The organism is Paraburkholderia sp. RL17-373-BIF-A, from assembly GCF_046030175.1.
In the GTDB taxonomy this organism is placed as follows: Bacteria; Pseudomonadota; Gammaproteobacteria; order Burkholderiales; family Burkholderiaceae; genus Paraburkholderia.
In genome coordinates, this window is record NZ_JARESO010000076.1 from 18,406 (window position 1) to 34,155 (window position 15,750).

15 protein-coding genes and 1 pseudogene are annotated in these 15,750 nt (G+C 59.1%); 7 read left to right on the plus strand and 9 right to left on the minus strand.

The genetic code is table 11. From position 1 onward, the window contains the following. Positions 1-249: 249 nt before the first annotated feature. The 3 genes from P0D80_RS43530 (at position 250) to P0D80_RS43540 (ending at position 1,525) form a co-directional block, all read left to right on the plus strand. Positions 250-825, plus strand: a complete 576-nt coding sequence (locus P0D80_RS43530) for a hypothetical protein (protein ID WP_408293297.1) — start codon at positions 250-252, stop codon at positions 823-825. A gap of 34 nt (positions 826-859) precedes the next feature. After that, positions 860-1,096, plus strand: a complete 237-nt coding sequence (locus P0D80_RS43535; RefSeq protein WP_408293300.1) for a hypothetical protein — start codon at positions 860-862, stop codon at positions 1,094-1,096. Between the two features lie 99 nt (positions 1,097-1,195). Next, positions 1,196-1,525, plus strand: coding sequence for an H-NS histone family protein (locus P0D80_RS43540; RefSeq protein WP_408293303.1), 330 nt, complete (start codon positions 1,196-1,198; stop codon positions 1,523-1,525). 17 nt (positions 1,526-1,542) lie between these two features. Here P0D80_RS43540 and tnpC read toward each other — a convergent pair whose 3' ends face one another. Then, positions 1,543-1,914: a Tn3 family transposase post-transcriptional regulator TnpC gene (gene tnpC, locus P0D80_RS43545; RefSeq protein WP_408293306.1), complete on the minus strand. Its 372-nt coding sequence runs from the start codon at positions 1,912-1,914 to the stop codon at positions 1,543-1,545. Positions 1,915-1,921: 7 nt separating this feature from the next. Beyond that, a pseudogene (locus P0D80_RS43550) lies at positions 1,922-4,779 on the minus strand (Tn3 family transposase); the annotation flags it as partial. Positions 4,780-4,853: 74 nt separating this feature from the next. Here P0D80_RS43550 and P0D80_RS43555 point away from each other — a divergent pair. Continuing rightward, complete coding sequence (locus P0D80_RS43555) at positions 4,854-6,269, plus strand: transposase (RefSeq protein WP_408293309.1); 1,416 nt, start codon at positions 4,854-4,856, stop codon at positions 6,267-6,269. 1,463 nt (positions 6,270-7,732) lie between these two features. Here P0D80_RS43555 and P0D80_RS43560 read toward each other — a convergent pair. Next, on the minus strand, positions 7,733-8,431 hold the full coding sequence (locus tag P0D80_RS43560; protein WP_408293312.1) for an ion channel: 699 nt from the start codon (positions 8,429-8,431) through the stop codon (positions 7,733-7,735). A gap of 713 nt (positions 8,432-9,144) precedes the next feature. Here P0D80_RS43560 and P0D80_RS43565 point away from each other — a divergent pair. Then, positions 9,145-9,492 carry a carboxymuconolactone decarboxylase family protein gene (locus P0D80_RS43565; protein WP_408293315.1) on the plus strand — a complete coding sequence of 116 codons (348 nt, stop codon included), beginning with the start codon at positions 9,145-9,147 and terminating at the stop codon, positions 9,490-9,492. A gap of 75 nt (positions 9,493-9,567) precedes the next feature. On the opposite strand, the gene P0D80_RS43570 is transcribed toward P0D80_RS43565, so the two are convergent. From P0D80_RS43570 to P0D80_RS43585, 4 genes are read right to left on the minus strand one after another with little or no spacing between them, the layout of a single operon-like run. After that, positions 9,568-10,098 carry an aspartate carbamoyltransferase gene (locus P0D80_RS43570; RefSeq protein ID WP_408293318.1) on the minus strand — a complete coding sequence of 177 codons (531 nt, stop codon included), beginning with the start codon at positions 10,096-10,098 and terminating at the stop codon, positions 9,568-9,570. Positions 10,099-10,128: 30 nt separating this feature from the next. Next, entirely contained in the window at positions 10,129-10,560 is a 432-nt protein-coding gene (locus P0D80_RS43575) for a DUF6691 family protein (RefSeq protein ID WP_408293320.1), read from the minus strand. A gap of 1 nt (position 10,561) precedes the next feature. Continuing rightward, positions 10,562-10,996 (minus strand): YeeE/YedE family protein, encoded by a 435-nt coding sequence (locus P0D80_RS43580; protein ID WP_408293322.1) that lies wholly within the window; start codon positions 10,994-10,996, stop codon positions 10,562-10,564. Positions 10,997-11,011: 15 nt separating this feature from the next. Further along, on the minus strand, positions 11,012-11,329 hold the full coding sequence (locus P0D80_RS43585) for a metalloregulator ArsR/SmtB family transcription factor (RefSeq protein WP_408293325.1): 318 nt from the start codon (positions 11,327-11,329) through the stop codon (positions 11,012-11,014). A gap of 86 nt (positions 11,330-11,415) precedes the next feature. On the opposite strand from P0D80_RS43585, the gene P0D80_RS43590 reads away from it, so the two are divergent. Further along, complete coding sequence (locus tag P0D80_RS43590; protein WP_408293327.1) at positions 11,416-12,276, plus strand: MBL fold metallo-hydrolase; 861 nt, start codon at positions 11,416-11,418, stop codon at positions 12,274-12,276. Positions 12,277-12,312: 36 nt separating this feature from the next. Here the strand turns inward: P0D80_RS43590 and arsA are convergent, their stop codons facing one another. Together arsA and arsD are read right to left on the minus strand one after the other, a co-directional pair. After that, positions 12,313-14,067, minus strand: a complete 1,755-nt coding sequence (gene arsA, locus P0D80_RS43595) for an arsenical pump-driving ATPase (RefSeq protein WP_408293329.1) — start codon at positions 14,065-14,067, stop codon at positions 12,313-12,315. Positions 14,068-14,080: 13 nt separating this feature from the next. Further along, positions 14,081-14,446: an arsenite efflux transporter metallochaperone ArsD gene (gene arsD / locus P0D80_RS43600; protein WP_408293332.1), complete on the minus strand. Its 366-nt coding sequence runs from the start codon at positions 14,444-14,446 to the stop codon at positions 14,081-14,083. Between the two features lie 507 nt (positions 14,447-14,953). On the opposite strand from arsD, the gene P0D80_RS43605 reads away from it, so the two are divergent. Beyond that, on the plus strand, positions 14,954-15,750 hold a 797-nt coding region (locus tag P0D80_RS43605; RefSeq protein ID WP_408293334.1), incomplete at its 3' end, for a SulP family inorganic anion transporter.

Genomic DNA, 15,750 nt, shown 5'->3' on the forward strand with positions numbered 1-15,750 from the left:
CCTCGCGCGGGCGTTGTCGCCGACGGACGAGCAGGATGCCCAAGGCATGATACGTCGGCACACCCGGCCTGTTGCACCAGCGTCAGTCAGACCCGCTACACCCGCTTCACCCGTCACACAACGTCGCCAGTAAGCGCCGCAGGAGTGCGCGGGCTCGCGCCCATCAGAACGTCACCCAACCGGATCACGGGATCCGGTCGCCTGATCGACACAACGCTATTCCCGTCAATCGCATCACAAGGAGCAGAGATGGCGTTATTGGTCATACAGGTCGCAGTCAGCGGGGAACTGGTCGAGGTTTTTGAAATGACGGTCGATGATGTCGACGGCCACCGGATGCTCGCCGCTGCCAATGAGGACGAACGTGTGATTCATCCTTCGGGACAGGCACCCGAAGACGGTGAGGTCTGGATTGATCTGATCGATGGGGATGGCGAGACACTGTTCGACCAGGTGGCGTGTTTTCACCGGGCGGATGCCGCCGACGCGCTGCAGATTCATTTTGGCATGAATGTCGCCGTCGTTAGAGACTGCCTGTCAAAGTCGAATATCGCTTCGCTCCATGCAAGGCACCGCGTGGCGGCCCAGGCCTACTTCCGCCAGATCGACCGTCTTGTGGATTGCTCGCCGGTGAGTTCCAGGCAGAGCAATCGCCGGCGTGTCGGTGAAGCCAGTGTCATGGAACTGGCGATCGAACTGCGCAGACGGCTGGACGGTGTCGTCACCCAACTTGCCCTGAGCGAGTTGCCCACCCACGTGCAGGCTGCGGCGCAAGAACTGAAGGATGCGACGAAGAGCTACGTGGGTGCGGTTCAGCGTCTGTGAAGCAGCGGCCGGAACCTGAATGTGGAGCAACCGTATGCAAAGAACCCTGAAGTATCGCGGGTTTGAGATTTGTGTTGACCTCGTGCCCACTTCTGAAGACATGTTTGACGCGTGGATTCGGATTGAAGGGCCGCCTCAAGTCCTTGCAGTAGCCACGCAAGGCCAGCGTATCAAGGTCCGCGGGGGCCCATTTTCCGAGCGTTGGGCTTACTTCGTTGCGCAGATCGCTGGCCAGGCCTCAATCGATATCATTCTCGGTCCCGGCGAATAGTTTGACGCCGTCACCCGTGACGAGTGGATCTGCATTTTCCGCGTTGCCGCCCGCGATCGAAAAAAGTACTGGATACCTACCTGACAGGGAAACCGTTTCATGGATGAACGCAAGCGCGACAGTATGATTGCCTACCTCCGCCACCGCATGGAGGACTTCGGAATCAGCCCGGATGATCTTGCTGCAACACTTGCGGCTGAGCCGCCAGCGGGCCGCTACCGCAGCGCACATGGCGAGAGCTGGAGTGGTGAAGGTGCGATGCCGCAATGGCTGAAGCAGGCGCTCAGTGCGGGCCAGTCCATTGGCCACTTCGAGCTGGCATCAGGTGCAGCTTGCGCACCGTCCCCACACGCACGCGCGGCTGCAGGTGCAGACTGGACAAACGATCCGTTCGCGGGCAGTCCGCTCGCGCGGTCGAATTCCCGTTAAATCCGTTGGCAAGCGGCTCAACTATCTTGCAAAAAATCCGTGCCTTCCGGGCGAAGTGTCTCCAGTGGCCGAAGTACGTCGCGAATCCCCAGCAGATCCGCAACATATTGCTCTATCTGATCGATGACGTCCGTCACCTGATCGACGAAGAACTCGTCCTGGGTACCGACCGTCAGCCCCGCGCCGTTGACGAGCGTATGAGCGATGCGGTGCAGGCGCAACAGGTCCTCGCGCAGACCTGCCGGGTCGTAAAGGCTGGCACGTACCTCATCGAGTCTGCCCACGGCGTCCAGCATACGCGTCGTGTCGTAGCCCGATTGCAGTGCGTCCAGCGCGGCGGCATCCACCTCGCCATACGGCGTCGCGGTGACCGCGGCTCTTGCGCTCATTCAGTCGTTACCTCATCGCGTCATCCGGGCGTGCCGCCTGACCAAACAGCGTATCGTTGATCCAGCTCTCTGGCGTACGATCAAGATGCAGTCTGTAGCGCCCGAACCGGCGGATATTGTGCGTCGGATACGGGCTCAGAAATTCAATATCCTCCGCGCGGATTTTCTCGCCTTCAGCCACCATGTCTCGCAGTGCGCGCATCATGTCCGCAGTGTTCTGCAGGATCACGGCCGATGCGATGAGGTCATTGTAGCGTAGGCGTTTCTGCTGCTCTTCCGGCTCGTTCTCGGCGATCACATCGCCGCCGAACGATAGCCATTTCGCGAACCCGTTGTAAGACTCGATCTTGTTGGTGTTCGCAGTCACTTCCTGCCGCAATTCGCGACTGCCGATCCATTCGAGCAGGTAGACGGTGCGTACGACGTTACCCAGTTCGCGCGCAGCGAGGTAGAGCCGGTTCTTCCTGCTTTCCGAACCGAGCCGGCGCAGCAGCGGTGACGAAATCGTGCCCGCCTGGATCGACAGCGCGACCTGCATCAGCTCCTGCCAGTGGCGCTCGATCAGCACCCAGTCGATGGTCGCAGTAAAGAGCCTGTCGATGTGTTTGTATTTCGCGTCGCTGTGTGGCCGGTACAGCACGAGATCCTTCCAGTTTCGGATACGTGGCATCAGCTTGATCCCGAGCAGATGCGTGAACGCGAACACCGCGGCCGACTGGCCCTGCGTGTCAGCATGCACCGTGTCGGCCTTGACCGACAGGCCAGCTTTTAGCAGACCCTCGATCACGTAGATGGCTTCCCACACTCCGGGCGGGATGAAATGCCGGAACACGGCGATGTAGTTATCGGCAACGTGCCGATACGCGACGGCGCCCATTTTCCGGTAGCGGAAGTGATAGCCGGCGAGCAGGTTGTTGTCGTAGAAATCGTACTGGGTGCCATCCGCAGCGACTGTCTTGCCGTCTCCCCAGTGCTTCGGCAGATCAAGCCGCAGGTACAGTTCGATCAGCTCGCGCTGCGCGGTTTCGAGTTTGTCGAGGCTCATGTGCCGGCGGTTGACGAATGACAGCATATGCGCGGTCACATCGGTGTCGAGATGGCGTGCGGCCTGGGTCGGACCCAGATTGCATCCCATGGCGAAAATCGTCAGCAGATAGCGCTCGACGGCCTTGCGGATCTTGGGATCAACACCGGAAAGCGGTCCGAAATGCCGACTGAAATGCGTCCAGTGTTCGATGTTCGCGAGGATGTCCAGCACATTGCGGGTCGGCAGCCGCGCATTGAGCTTCTCCTGCAGCGCGATCGCGCTGGCCGGGATTTCGCGGGCCACGGTCTTGCGCAGGACCGGCTCGTCACCCTGGCCGATCGTGACGTGTTCGCGTTTGTGCGGAAAGTCGTTGTCCAGCTTGCGCGCCGTCTCGCCCAGCCACTGCCGCAGCTGGGCAACGAAGTTCCGCCCATTCTCAGGCAACCCGACCTTTGCGCAGTAATCGGGCAACCGCTGCTCGCATTCCCGCCATGACAGCAGGTGGGCCCGGTAGTCGGCATACGCGTCCGAACCTGACACGCACAGGTCGCCGACGCGCAGCTCCTCGGCCATGTAAGAAAAGACGCATAGCTCGAGGTAGCGCCGGTTCGTTGGCGCGCCGTCACCGTGCGAGCGCCGTACAAGCTTGCGCCAGCGCGGCGCAGCAAAGCTCACGTCGACGTCGGCATCGATCCATTCCCGATGCCGTGTCTCGTTTTCAAGCACGACCGCGAGCGCATCAAGCAACGTTCGCACCGGGCTGGTCGAATCCCATTCGAGCGTGCGGGCGAGTCGAAGGATAACCGGGCGATGTGCGCGGAAATGTTTCCACAGCAGTGGGAGGTAATTGCCACCGCTGACCGCGCGCACTGCGGCACAGCTCTCGCGCAACGGCTCGAGGTCACCTCTCGGCGCAAGCCATTGGCGGATCGACTTCGCAACGGTCGTCTCGTCGGATTGCTCGACTAGGATGTCGACCACCCCGTCAAGCAGGACAACGAGATCTTCCACCTGGGTGCGCTGTCGGCGCTGGATGATCTCCAGTTCTTCGCTTGCCCGTTGTGAATCGCTCCCATGCGGCGCACGAACATGTCCGCCAGATCGTCGCGGGCACGCACACGCATGCGGTTGAGTAATGCCACAATCAGCGTGTAGCGCTTTTCCGGCAGGGTGTCCTTTTTAAGGTTGGCAGCATCAAGGCTCATGGCCTGGGTTGCCAGCGAGCGCAGCTTCGAAGCAGGAATTCCCGCGATCACGTTGCTAAAGTCGCCAAGTTCATCAAGCCAGGTGATTTGGTCAATCAGCAGATCGAGATGCTGGCGGGACGGCCGCTTCGCGTGGCGCTTGATACGGTTGTAGGCGCTCTGGCGACTCGTCAGATCTCGCGCGAGCAGGCGGTCAAGGTCGCGCTTCTGCCCGTCGGTAAGGCGCCGGGCAACACGCCTGAACAACCGCGTCTGGGTTTTCGCATGGATCTGCTCGGTGATGCGGTCAAGTGTTGAGAACGCCGGGAGTTCAACGTTCTGCGCGATAAGCTCATCAATCGTGGCGTTGATGATGTCGACGGGCTGGTCCATCGACAGGGCTGCCGTGTGCGCCGCGCGTGTCGCGATGAAATTGGCGTCGGTTCCATAGTAGGGCTTGACGCCGAGGTATTCACGAATTGTCAGGTAGTGCCGGAAGAGGGTCGGTGACGTCTGCGTGTCATAGCCAAACTGAACCGCGGAATCAATGTCCGCCGCCGCCCGCACGTATTCGACCACCGATGCCGGAATGCTGTCCAGTGCGGGGAAATGATGCATCTGCTGGAAGACTTTGAGCAACACCAGCAGGCCGATTCTGTTGAAAAAGTCTTTGTAGATGCGGAATGTTGGGTATCCTGGGAGACATCGAACGACGGGAGTGAATCGTCATGATGGGTCGATTGGATAGCGGACAGGACAAGCTCTTTTACTCGTTCAACCTCGACAACCGCGTCCCGCAATCGCACCTGTTGAGAGGCATCGATCGCTTCCTTGATCTGCGAGATCTGCGCCAGCATCTCGCGCCGTTCTACAGCCAGATGGGGCGCCCATCAATTGACCCGGAGCTCATGATCCGCATGTTGATCGTGGGTTACTGCTTTGGCATCCGGTCCGAACGACGTCTATGCGAAGAGGTGCATCTGAATCTCGCATACCGCTGGTTCTGCCGGTTAGGTCTGGAGGATGCCGTACCGGAACATTCGACGTTCTCAAAGAACCGTCACGGGCGCTTTCGCGATAGCGATCTGTTGCGTCACGTGTTCGAATCCGTGCTGAGCCGCTGCATGGCCGAGGGGCTTGTCAAGGGTGAGGGATTCGCGATTGACGCAAGCATCATCAAGGCCGACGCGAGTCGTGCGAACGGAGTGCCGGGAACAGAACCTATCGACTGGGGACGTGCCGACGGCCAGAGCCGGGCTGTGCGGGAATATCTTGAGGCACTGGCGCGAACCAATCCGGTGGAAGCGGACACGTCAGAGCCAGCAGCGTCTTCGACACCTCCAAAGAAGATATCCCTGACTGATCCTGCTGCACGATGGACGGCTGCACCGGGTGGTCCCGCGTTCTTTGCCTACTCGACGAATTACCTGATTGACCTGCAGGCAGGGATCATTGTTGACGTTGAAGCGACGCCGGCGAACCAGTCCCAAGAGGTCGAATCAACCCGGACAATGATCGATCGTGTTGAACACCAGCGGGACCTGAAGCCTCGCCGACTGGTAGGTGACACTGCATACGGCACAGCGGCGCTGCTTGGCTGGATGGTTGACGAGAAACATATCGAGCCGCACGTCTCGGTCTGGGATCAAACAACGCGCAAGGACAATACGTTCTCACGTAGCGAATTCATCTGGAATGAACAGGCCAACGAGTATCGATGTCCTGCGGGAAACGCGCTACGCAGCGACTGGCGTCCACTGAAGAATCCACGCACGCACATCACGAAAGCAGACACCATCGTCTACCGAGCAAGTCAGATGGACTGTGATGGCTGTTCGATGAAGGATCGATGTTGCCCGAATATGCAGTTTCGCAAAATCGTGCGCAGCATCCATGAAGCTGCACGTGATGAAGCGAGGCGCATCGCGACAACCCCAGAATACAAACAGTCGCGCCGGCAGCGCAAGAAGGTGGAAATGCTCTTCGCCCACCTCAAACGCATCCTCAAACTTGATCGCTTGCGACTGCGTGGTCCAAGCGGTGCCCATGATGAGTTTCTGATGGCAGCAACTGCGCAAAATCTGCGAAGAATGGCCAAGTGGCTCATGCCTGACGGTAAGCAGACAAACCAGGCAGCTACATGACGATAAACGGAGGGCGTCGCACCTTGCAGGACCGCCGCCTCCCTGAACTTTCCAGCACGAAACGTATTGCAAAAGCCCGTACCTCAAATCGAAACACGACTTTTTCAACAGAATCGGCCTAGTCTAGGTCGTTCACCCCGAGTCGAACGGCGAGCCCAATCGAGTTCGTCCGGCTGCGGTGGGTAGCAGGTTTGCAGGTCCCGTGTAGCAAAAAACTTGGGGAAACGCGGATACGCGGTGCGCTCGATGGTTGCCATGCGAGTCTTCCTGGTCGCAGAGGGCCGCTCAGATTAGCGCAAGAAAAAAAACGTGTTACCAGGTCTCGTTGAAATGATCCGGCCTGTTTTTATAACCAGAAGTCCTATGATAGGAAATTACGCTTACCTTGCTCATACCCCAAGGACGGGCTCGGCTATTGTCCGGAACCCGCTTTGTGGGCCTACGCGGTACATCACTGCGGCTATGTTCAATCACGCCATGCAACCGGTCGCGTCCTCATCGCCGCCGCTTAGCGTTGCGAAGCTAACGCGGCTGAGTTTTCCAATTCTCACGCTTGAGGAGCGCTCGCTAACGCCCGCGCTCGGGTACGTTTTCAACAGGAAATGGCTCGAGCCGTACGAGTCAATCGTTTCGATCCTGTGGAAGTTCAAGACGGCCAACGCCCTTCCCGGGTACGCTCTCGCCCAACTGATGGGGCCGCGTGTGGATCCGTACGAAAGGGTGGTGCCGCAACTGGAAGCAATCGAGCTTGAACGCTTACGCAGCACCCTTGATCTGCCGGTGAAAGCACTGCGTGCTGCGCTCCTGCCGGCACTTCAGCATCGGCCTTGCAGCGAGTCATTCCGCTACTGCCGCCGATGCATCGCTTGCGGGTATCACAGCGCGCTCTACCAGATTGAAAGGGTTAGTGTTTGCCCTGCGCATTCGTTGCCTCTCGAGGTGGCATGCCGGAGGTGCGGGTATAAAGCGCCATATCTGCTAAACGTGCGACTTCTCGAGACACCATATCGCTGTGCAGACTGCGGCGCAAGGTACGGCAGTAAGAAATGGTCCCCGGACAGGGTACAACCGATGCCGGGGGAGCATCGACGGGCGATCACGCGCGTCTATATCGAGCGGGGGTTACTGTAGTGGCCCAAGCGAGCTTTGACGCCTCGCTTCGTTCGATGGCACCAGCGACGTCCGGGAAAATTTCGGCTGTCAATGCGCTCGGAGCGAGTCGGCGACATGCCAGTTCGCCTGTTGGCACGCACCAGAACAATGGCCAAACCCCTGTCAGTAAGAAGTTTAGGCAGATTGACACATTTACTGCCGGAACGTTGACACTTTTGCGTCGGTCTACGCTAACGGGATCAAAAAACGGCACCTCGAAGCGGTCGGGAGTTCAGCCCCGCAGCGCCCAATGCAGACTGTGCGCAGACACCAATGACCAATGCCTGGTGGTGGCTAAGGCCGATCGAGAGTCACTTGGTCTGAGTCGACGGATAGAGACCGGCAAGCCGCGCGATCAGGACACCGACGTAAAACACGCCTGCAAACTCTTCGATCATCACAAATGACCGGGCGTGGTTGGTCAATGGGATGACATCCCCGTAACCAGTGGTCGTGAGCGTCGTGAGGCTAAAATAGAATAGTTTGAAAAAAGTGCCGGGCTGTGTGAAATCAAGGCGGGCAGGACCGAATGAGCCAGCGCTGGATCTCTCAATCACCGTGTAGATGAAGGCCCAGACGATGGCCAGCATGATGTAGCCGGCAAGCGCACCGTGCAGCTTGTCGGCCGTAATTTGCCCGCGCTTGAGAATATAGCGGAGCACTCCGCTAATGGCGACTGCAAGAGACGCGGCATAAGATATCCCGGCAAGGTCCAGAATCGCGATACTCTCAGTCCACAACGCCGCCCATTGAAGGACAACGCCAAGCAGAGCCAAACATAGTTTGAAGATGAACCCCCGCCGAGTCTGCCTGGTGGCGAAAGCGCCCACTAGCAGTACGGTCGAAAACAGAATGCCGAGCAGCGTGCGAGCGACTATGCCCTCCTCAAGATAGGGAGACAGGATGATCAAGCCAAGTAAGAGTAGCAATAGATAGGTGCAGGGCCCATGGCCTATTATCATCTGAGCTAAATCCTCGTCGGATTCGGCTTTATCCTGTGGGTTTGTCATACCAGTTTTCCCAGAGACCGAACTAACGCTCGCGACCTGACGTTGTACGGTTGAAATTTGACCTGGCTTTAGAAGAATGGGCAACCGGAAATTCTAGTCTCGAATGCGTTGAGAGGATTCTGCCATAGTGGGCGTCAGCCAACGGCTGAATGTTCCCGCTGGCGTAAAGCGACTATTGTCGTTGACCTCGCGGCAAGGTGATTTCCGGTTCCCAGTGCTGCCTAATGCACACGGTGGCGCGAAGCGGCCCGCATCGGCGTCCGGATATAGGCTATCTTCTTACAGACGATTCGGCCGCGACGCGGCCGGCCGAGGACAAGACATAGATTCCCGTATCCAGCTGCTCGATGAACATTGGGCCACCATGCAGAGTGCAATGTCCATCATGCATGATACGTGGGGTGCCCGGATGATGGGCCCCGGAATGATGGGTGGCGCAGGGCAGGGCGGGGGACATATGGGTGGGTATTATTCGCACATGACGCCCGGGCAACTTCGGTAGCGGCAGTGCATGACTGACCAGTACCTGCGGATGCAGCAGGAGATGATGGAACAACATGATGTGGCAGCAACAGTACCGGATGGGACCGCCACCTGCTGGAACGCAGTAAATGTATTAACGTCGAGCGAAACTTTGGTTACCGGGAGGTTCCGAAGCATCGCCTGCCGTCAATCGGCCGGTTTCCAACGCTAGCCAGGCAACAGGAGCAGAGATGAGCGGCATCCCGGACTACAATGAACCCAAGAACGCAGTTGCTTCTCAAATGCAGGCGATGAGCACTTCGCAACCTGATCTGATGAATGCATTCGGCCAGCTTGCCGCTGCAGGTACGAAAGGCGGTGCACTGGACCGGAACACGCAGGAGTTAGTGGCACTGGGGATTGCGATTGCCTGTCGTTGCGATGATTGCATCGGTTTTCTCGTGCAAACTCTTGTGAAGCTCGGCGCGACGAGATCCGAGGTCGAGGATGTGCTCGGCACCGCTGGCTATATGGGCGGCGGCCCGTCGATGATGTACGCCACCCATGCGCTTGGAGCGTTTGAGCAGTTTTCGTCCTGAACGGGCCCCGACGTATCTGTTTTCCAAGACTCATCTGTGTGAATCGCACAACTCATTCGCCCGGAGCGCGCGATGCTATTCAGATCCCGGCTGCACCATACCGGGGTGATGCGCCAAATGTCCGTCCATCGCATCGGTGCCGTGGTCCGAGAGCTGTGCATCGAACCACACGTGAAGCGCGGATACCAATCCAGGGTCACTGCTGCGAAAGATAAGTTCGCCTCCGCCGCCCACGTCCCTGTACGCAATCAATATCTGACCAGGCTTTGCCGCTCCGAGCTGCGATAAACCCGGCATGTCCGCGCCGTGAATCCGGGCTGGCGCCGAAAAGTTGCCACGCCGAAACTCGGCCCGGATTTCACGCAGGTGCGTTCGGATCAGCCTGATCTGGACTTCGTCCAATGGATCCTCCGCAACGACGCGCTGGCTCCCGCCATCTTCCGATCTGGTGAAGATGTGAGTCGTAGCCTTGAGGTTGAAGGGCATGACCTCTGCCCCGCGCTGCGCTACCTCGGCCTGGCGTTCAGCGTCTGCGGCTAACGCGTGGAGCGGTGTGTTCAGCCCTGCTATCACCATAGCAGACGTCAGCAATGTAGCCGCTTTCATTAAACGCCTCCTCAACGTATACGCAACAGGTCAGGCATGCTGGCGGCTAAGCTTCGCACGCTCAAGGAACTCGAACACAATCATGCCGCCGACCATTGCGGCCACAAAACCCCAAGCCTTGGGAAAGCCCGCGCCCAGTGCGACCAGCGCGGGTCCCGGGCAAAATCCTGCAAGCCCCCAGCCGACGCCGAACACCGCGCTTCCCAGGACCAGTCTCAAGGTCACGGATGAGTTAGCCGGAATCTGCATCGGCAGACCCAGCAGTGATTTTCTGCGGCGTTTTGCAAACAGGAACGCGATAGAGCCGACGGTTATCGCCCCGGCCATCACGAATGCAAGAGACGGGTCCCAGCGCCCCGCGATGTCGAGAAATCCCAGCACCTTCGCCGGATTGGCCATGCCAGACACCATCAGACCGACGCCGAACAGAAGCCCGGAAATTAAAGCAGCGATCAAACCCATTTCAGCCTCCCAGCAGATGTCTGAACACGAACACGGTCACAAAACCGCTTGCCATGAATGTTGCCGTCGCGACAAGCGAACGGATGGACCCGCGCGAGATGCCGCAGACACCATGGCCGCTCGTGCAACCGCTCGCGTAACGCGTGCCGATGCCTACCAGAAAGCCTGCTATGAGTATTTCGCTCCATCCAGCCTGGATATCGGGCGCTATCGGATTACCCAGAAAACCTGCCAGCACAGGTGCCCCTACAAGCCCTGCAATAAAAGCGACACGCCATCCCGCATCTTTCTGTGGCGAGCCCAGCAGGCCGCCGAGAATACCGCTGATGCCGGCGATACGCCCGTTGAAAAGAACAAGCACGGCGGCCGCGGCGCCAATCGCAAGGCCGCCAGTCAGTGACGGGCCAGGCGTGAAACTCGCGATATCAATTGACATGGCCGCTCCTCATCTTCATTGGGCACAAAACTGGTCGTACAGCACGTTCATGACTGCAATTGCTTCCTTGCTCGCGATGGAATAAAAGATGCTTTTCCCTTCCCGGCGTGTCTCGACGAGTTCGTTATCACGAAGGACGCCGAGTTGCTGCGAAAGCGTGGGCTGACGTATGCCTAACTGCTCCTCCAGGTCGCTCACACACAACTCGCCCTGAGATAGCTGGCACATCAGCAGCAACCGGTCAGGATTGGCCAGAACCTTCAGTAACGCACACGCCTTCTCTGCCGCGGCGTGCATCACTGCAAGGTCGATTGGGGCGGACTTCTTCCTCATCTCAATATCCAATAATTTACGCATCTATATTATATTGAACAATAAATTGTTTGTGAATAGAATGAATAGCATCTGAGGAGATCAGGATGCGACCCATCGTTCAACCGTTTTTCGACCCAGCCACCGGCACGGTCACTTACGTGGTTTTCCAGTCCGGATATCAGGAATGCGCAGTCATTGACCCGGTCCTTGACTACGACCCGAAAGCAGGACGCACTTCAACCACAAGCGCCGACAAGGTCATCGAGTTCGTTCGCCAGCATGGTCTGCGGGTGCAATGGATTCTGGAAACCCACGCGCACGCCGACCACCTGTCGGGAGCGCATTATTTGCGCAGTGAGCTCGGCGGCGGGATTGCGATTGGGGAGCACATTCGCCTTGTTCAAGGAGTCTTCCAGAAGCTTTTTAATCTGGAACCCGGATTCCATACAGACGGCTCCCAGTTCGACCATCTTTTCCGCGAAGACGAGGAGTTTTTCATTGGTGGTGTGACTGCAAAAGCGCTGTATGTGCCGGGTCACACCCCCGCCGACACGGCCTACAAGATTGGCGATGCGCTCTTCGTGGGAGATACGCTGTTCATGCCGGATGTCGGTACCGCACGTTGTGACTTTCCCGGCGGCGATGCGCACAGGCTATACAGATCGATTCGAAAGTTGCTGGACCTGCCGGGCAACACCCGGCTCTTCATGTGCCACGACTATCCACCCGAGGGCCGGGAACCCGAGTGGGAAACCACGGTGCTAGCGCAGCGTGCGCATAACATCCATGTGCATGACGGCGTAACGGAAGAACAGTTCGTACACATGCGCGAAGCGCGTGACGCGACCCTCGCAATGCCCACGCTGATTCTGCCGTCGGTGCAGGTCAACATACGGGGTGGCGGGTTTCCACCCGCCGAGGAAAATGGCATCAGCTATCTGAAGATTCCGCTGAATGCGCTGTAGCAGCAATTGCTGCGCGAAGCAGACCTTGCATACCAGTCAATGTCCGCGCGATAACTCTTCGAGCCCGTGAAGGCCAACGGGTGGGGTGGCCTGCCACGGCAGCAACACCGACCGCTTTGCGTCCTGCTTGATCACTCGCTCGATGAATGGCGCTTCATAACGCCCTCGCTCAGCGAGTGCCGGGTCGTGGGTTCCGCTTGCAAGCAGGCTTTGGTCGATGACCCACGCATACGGCTCAATCTGGGCTCGCCGAAGGTCAGCTTGCAGGCGCTCCGCTTCATGCACCGGCGTTGCTTCTGCGAGCGTCACGATCAACACATGCGTGAACTCAGGGTCACGCAGCCGCGGCAGAAGCTGGCGGACTGCCTCCGGCATATCACCCTGTGTGCGCATGACTTCGCGATGGTAGGCCTCCGCCGAGTCCATCAGCAGAATGGTGTGTCCGGTCGGGGCCGTGTCCAGTATCACGAAAGAGTCCCGAGCCTCGTCCACCGTGCGAGCGAAGGCACGAAAAACCGCGATCTCCTCAGTGCATGGCGAGCGCAGGTCTTCCTCAAGCATTGCCTTCGCCTGCGCATCGAGGTAAGCGCCGGCCCTGGCGAGAACTTCATTGCGGTAACGGTCGACTTCTAGCGCCGCGTCGATGTGATTCACGCTCAAACCAGGCAGTGACTCCTGCAGCGTCCATGCCACATGAGCAGCGGGGTCTGTCGTCGAAAGCAGGACGTTATGGCCGCGCTGTGCAAGTTCAAGCGCTATCGCAGCTGCCACCGTTGTCTTGCCGACGCCGCCCTTGCCCATCGTCATGATCAGGCCATGTCTGGTCTTCTCGAGCTCGTCGATGAGTGGCAGAAGGCCGCCTGGCAACTCGACGCTTAAGCCGGGAACCGTCTGGGGGGCGGCAATCTGCTCGGGGTGCAGATAGGCCTTTAGCGCGCGCAGGCCAACCAGTCCCATCGGAATGAACCCTGTCTGACTTCGCTCCAGTGCTGCGAGCCCCCGCGGCATGGCCTCGATGGCGGCAGCCTGCTGCGCTTCCATCGCGCGGGCGATGACGTCGTCTGGTGAAGTCGCTTTGAACACACCGTTGACAGCGAGTACCAGGTTCCTGACGCCGAGGTCCGCCAGTTCGATACGGGTACGCTCGGCTTCACGGAATGCCGACGTATCTGGACGGGCGACAAGGACCACCGTGGTGTGGTCGCGGTCGGTCAGTTCGGCAACGGCCGCTGCGTACAGTTGCTTGTTGGGCTCGAGACCTGCAAGCGGTCCAAGGCATGAATTTCCCGTCGTGTTCGTCGACAGGAAATTGCTCCACGCGGACGGCAGCGTCAGCAGGCGCAATGTATGCCCCGTAGGCGCCGTGTCGAAGATGACGTGGTCATAAGCGTTCGTGATGACGCTACCTGCGAGCAGGTTGGCAAACGCATCGAACGCGGCAATCTCAACGGTGCAGCCGCCAGAAAACTGCTCTTCCATGCTGCGGATGGCTGCATCGGGGAGTATGCCTCGATAGGGGGCGACCATGCGTTCGCGGTATGCGCTTGCAGCACGCTCCGGGTCGATGTTCAGCGCATGGAGGTTGGGGACCTGACTGACGGGCGTTGGTTGCCCGCAGAGCGGGGTCTCGAGAACCTCGTCGAGATTGGATGCCGGGTCGGTGCTGACCAGCAGCACGGTCTTGCCGTCTTCGGCCAATCGCAGGGCCGTTGCACAGGCAAGTGATGTCTTACCAACGCCGCCTTTTCCGGTAAAGAAGAGATGGCGAGTGTTAGCGGCAGGTAGCGTCATGTCAGTGTGTCCCTCAACATTCGCCGGGCTTGCAGCCACAGGCACCCGCTCTTATGTGCGGCTTTTCGGCGGCGGAAATCTTGGGACCCATCTTCTGAATCAATTGAACTCGCGATGGATAGGCGCCAATCGAGATGATCTTGCCGTCCACCATCGCGATGGGCAGGCGGTCCACGCCGGCCTGCATTTCGCGGACCACTCCAGGATTGGCGGTAAATGCAGCCGCATCGTGTCCGAGGCCGTGCCTGATCACTTCGACACCGTGATCCGCCAGCCATTGAAGGTCGGCGTTGAACTGAACCAGGACCGGATCGACGTCGACCCCGCACAAGCCGCTTGGACAACACATCGCCGGCTCAAACATTTCAAGCTTGCTCATCTGCGCTCCTGCGGGTAGATCCGGTCGTGCGGCAAAGCTGCAGCCGCGTTTCACAGCCCATGTTGGCACTGCAGTGGAGCCAGTCGTTGACATCGGTCAAGGTGGAGGCGACGAAGTGGAGTTTCTGCGACCTCTACTCCCAATGAGCGCACCAGCCCCGTTCAAACGACGAATTCCATGCATGAATGGGGAAACCTGTCACTATCTACTAAGGTGCCAGATAGATCGAGCGTAGAGGCGCCCTCGTAGCTCACGTCAAACGGAGGTCGCCCCCGCGATGACCTATCCAGACACACACAAGTGGCGTGGTTCTTGCGAAAGCCGGGTTATGCCGGCATGCGCTTGCGCTGATCGACCACCGCCCCCGAAGCCCGATCTACAGATCCGAACATGAAGCGTCTTCCGCTCCCGCCGCGTGACCCGGCTCCGGCTTCCACGGGCGTATGCCGCTGGATACCGGCTGTCGCTACGTTGCGAACTTATGAGCGTGACTGGTTCGCAAAGGACGTGTTCGCGGGCATCGTGCTGACTGCCGTACTCGTACCAACCGGACTGAGCTTTGCGCAGGCCGCCGGGCTGCCCGGCGTCGGCGGCTTGTATGCAAGCATCGCCGCTCTGCTCGCCTACGCTATTTTCGGACCCAGCCGGATCCTCGTTCTCGGCCCCGATTCCGCACTGACTGCGTTGATTGCCGCTGCCATCGTTCCTCTCGCCGGCGGCCGGCCAGAATCGGCACTCGCGCTTGCTGGTACGCTGGCGATCCTGTCTGGAATCTGCTGTGCGTTGATCGGCCTGCTCAGGCTGAGCTTTATCACTGATCTGCTGTCGAAACCGATCCAGTATGGCTATCTAAATGGCATTGCGCTCACGCTGTTCGTGAGCCAGTTTCCCAGATTGCTCGGTTTCGCGGTTCCGGGCGGCACGTTCCTCGACGAGGTAACAAGGGTCTTCCAGGGTGTCGTCGCCGGGAAGATAAACTGGGTTGCTTGCGCCATTGGCGTTTCGTGCCTGGGGGCAATTGTGTTGCTCAAACGGTATGCGGCTGCGCTTCCCGCCACCCTGATTGCCGTGGCCACGGCAACCGTGGCGGTCTGGTTCATGGAACCGGAAGCCCGTGTCGGTATCGCGGTCGTAGGCCGGCTACCAGAAGGTTTGGCGGCGGTTCGTCTTCCCGCTGTGTCGCTGCATGACGTACGGGAGTTGAGTGGCGCCGCGATCGCTATCGCTCTCGTTTCGTTCGCCGATATGAGCGTGTTGTCGCGCGCGTTTGCCCTGCGTGGCGCCTACACGGTCGACCGGAACCA

Coding starts and splice junctions, on each gene's coding strand:
- P0D80_RS43590 (WP_408293327.1), top strand. CDS start 11,416: ATGCGACCCATCGTTCAACCGTTTTTCGACCCAGCCACCGGCACGGTC.
- P0D80_RS43575 (WP_408293320.1), bottom strand. CDS start 10,560: ATGGGTTTGATCGCTGCTTTAATTTCCGGGCTTCTGTTCGGCGTCGGT.
- P0D80_RS43570 (WP_408293318.1), bottom strand. CDS start 10,098: ATGAAAGCGGCTACATTGCTGACGTCTGCTATGGTGATAGCAGGGCTG.
- P0D80_RS43565 (WP_408293315.1), top strand. CDS start 9,145: ATGAGCGGCATCCCGGACTACAATGAACCCAAGAACGCAGTTGCTTCT.
- P0D80_RS43560 (WP_408293312.1), bottom strand. CDS start 8,431: ATGACAAACCCACAGGATAAAGCCGAATCCGACGAGGATTTAGCTCAG.
- P0D80_RS43540 (WP_408293303.1), top strand. CDS start 1,196: ATGGATGAACGCAAGCGCGACAGTATGATTGCCTACCTCCGCCACCGC.
- P0D80_RS43555 (WP_408293309.1), top strand. CDS start 4,854: ATGATGGGTCGATTGGATAGCGGACAGGACAAGCTCTTTTACTCGTTC.
- tnpC (WP_408293306.1), bottom strand. CDS start 1,914: ATGAGCGCAAGAGCCGCGGTCACCGCGACGCCGTATGGCGAGGTGGAT.
- arsA (WP_408293329.1), bottom strand. CDS start 14,067: ATGACGCTACCTGCCGCTAACACTCGCCATCTCTTCTTTACCGGAAAA.
- arsD (WP_408293332.1), bottom strand. CDS start 14,446: ATGAGCAAGCTTGAAATGTTTGAGCCGGCGATGTGTTGTCCAAGCGGC.
- P0D80_RS43585 (WP_408293325.1), bottom strand. CDS start 11,329: ATGAGGAAGAAGTCCGCCCCAATCGACCTTGCAGTGATGCACGCCGCG.
- P0D80_RS43530 (WP_408293297.1), top strand. CDS start 250: ATGGCGTTATTGGTCATACAGGTCGCAGTCAGCGGGGAACTGGTCGAG.
- P0D80_RS43535 (WP_408293300.1), top strand. CDS start 860: ATGCAAAGAACCCTGAAGTATCGCGGGTTTGAGATTTGTGTTGACCTC.
- P0D80_RS43580 (WP_408293322.1), bottom strand. CDS start 10,996: ATGTCAATTGATATCGCGAGTTTCACGCCTGGCCCGTCACTGACTGGC.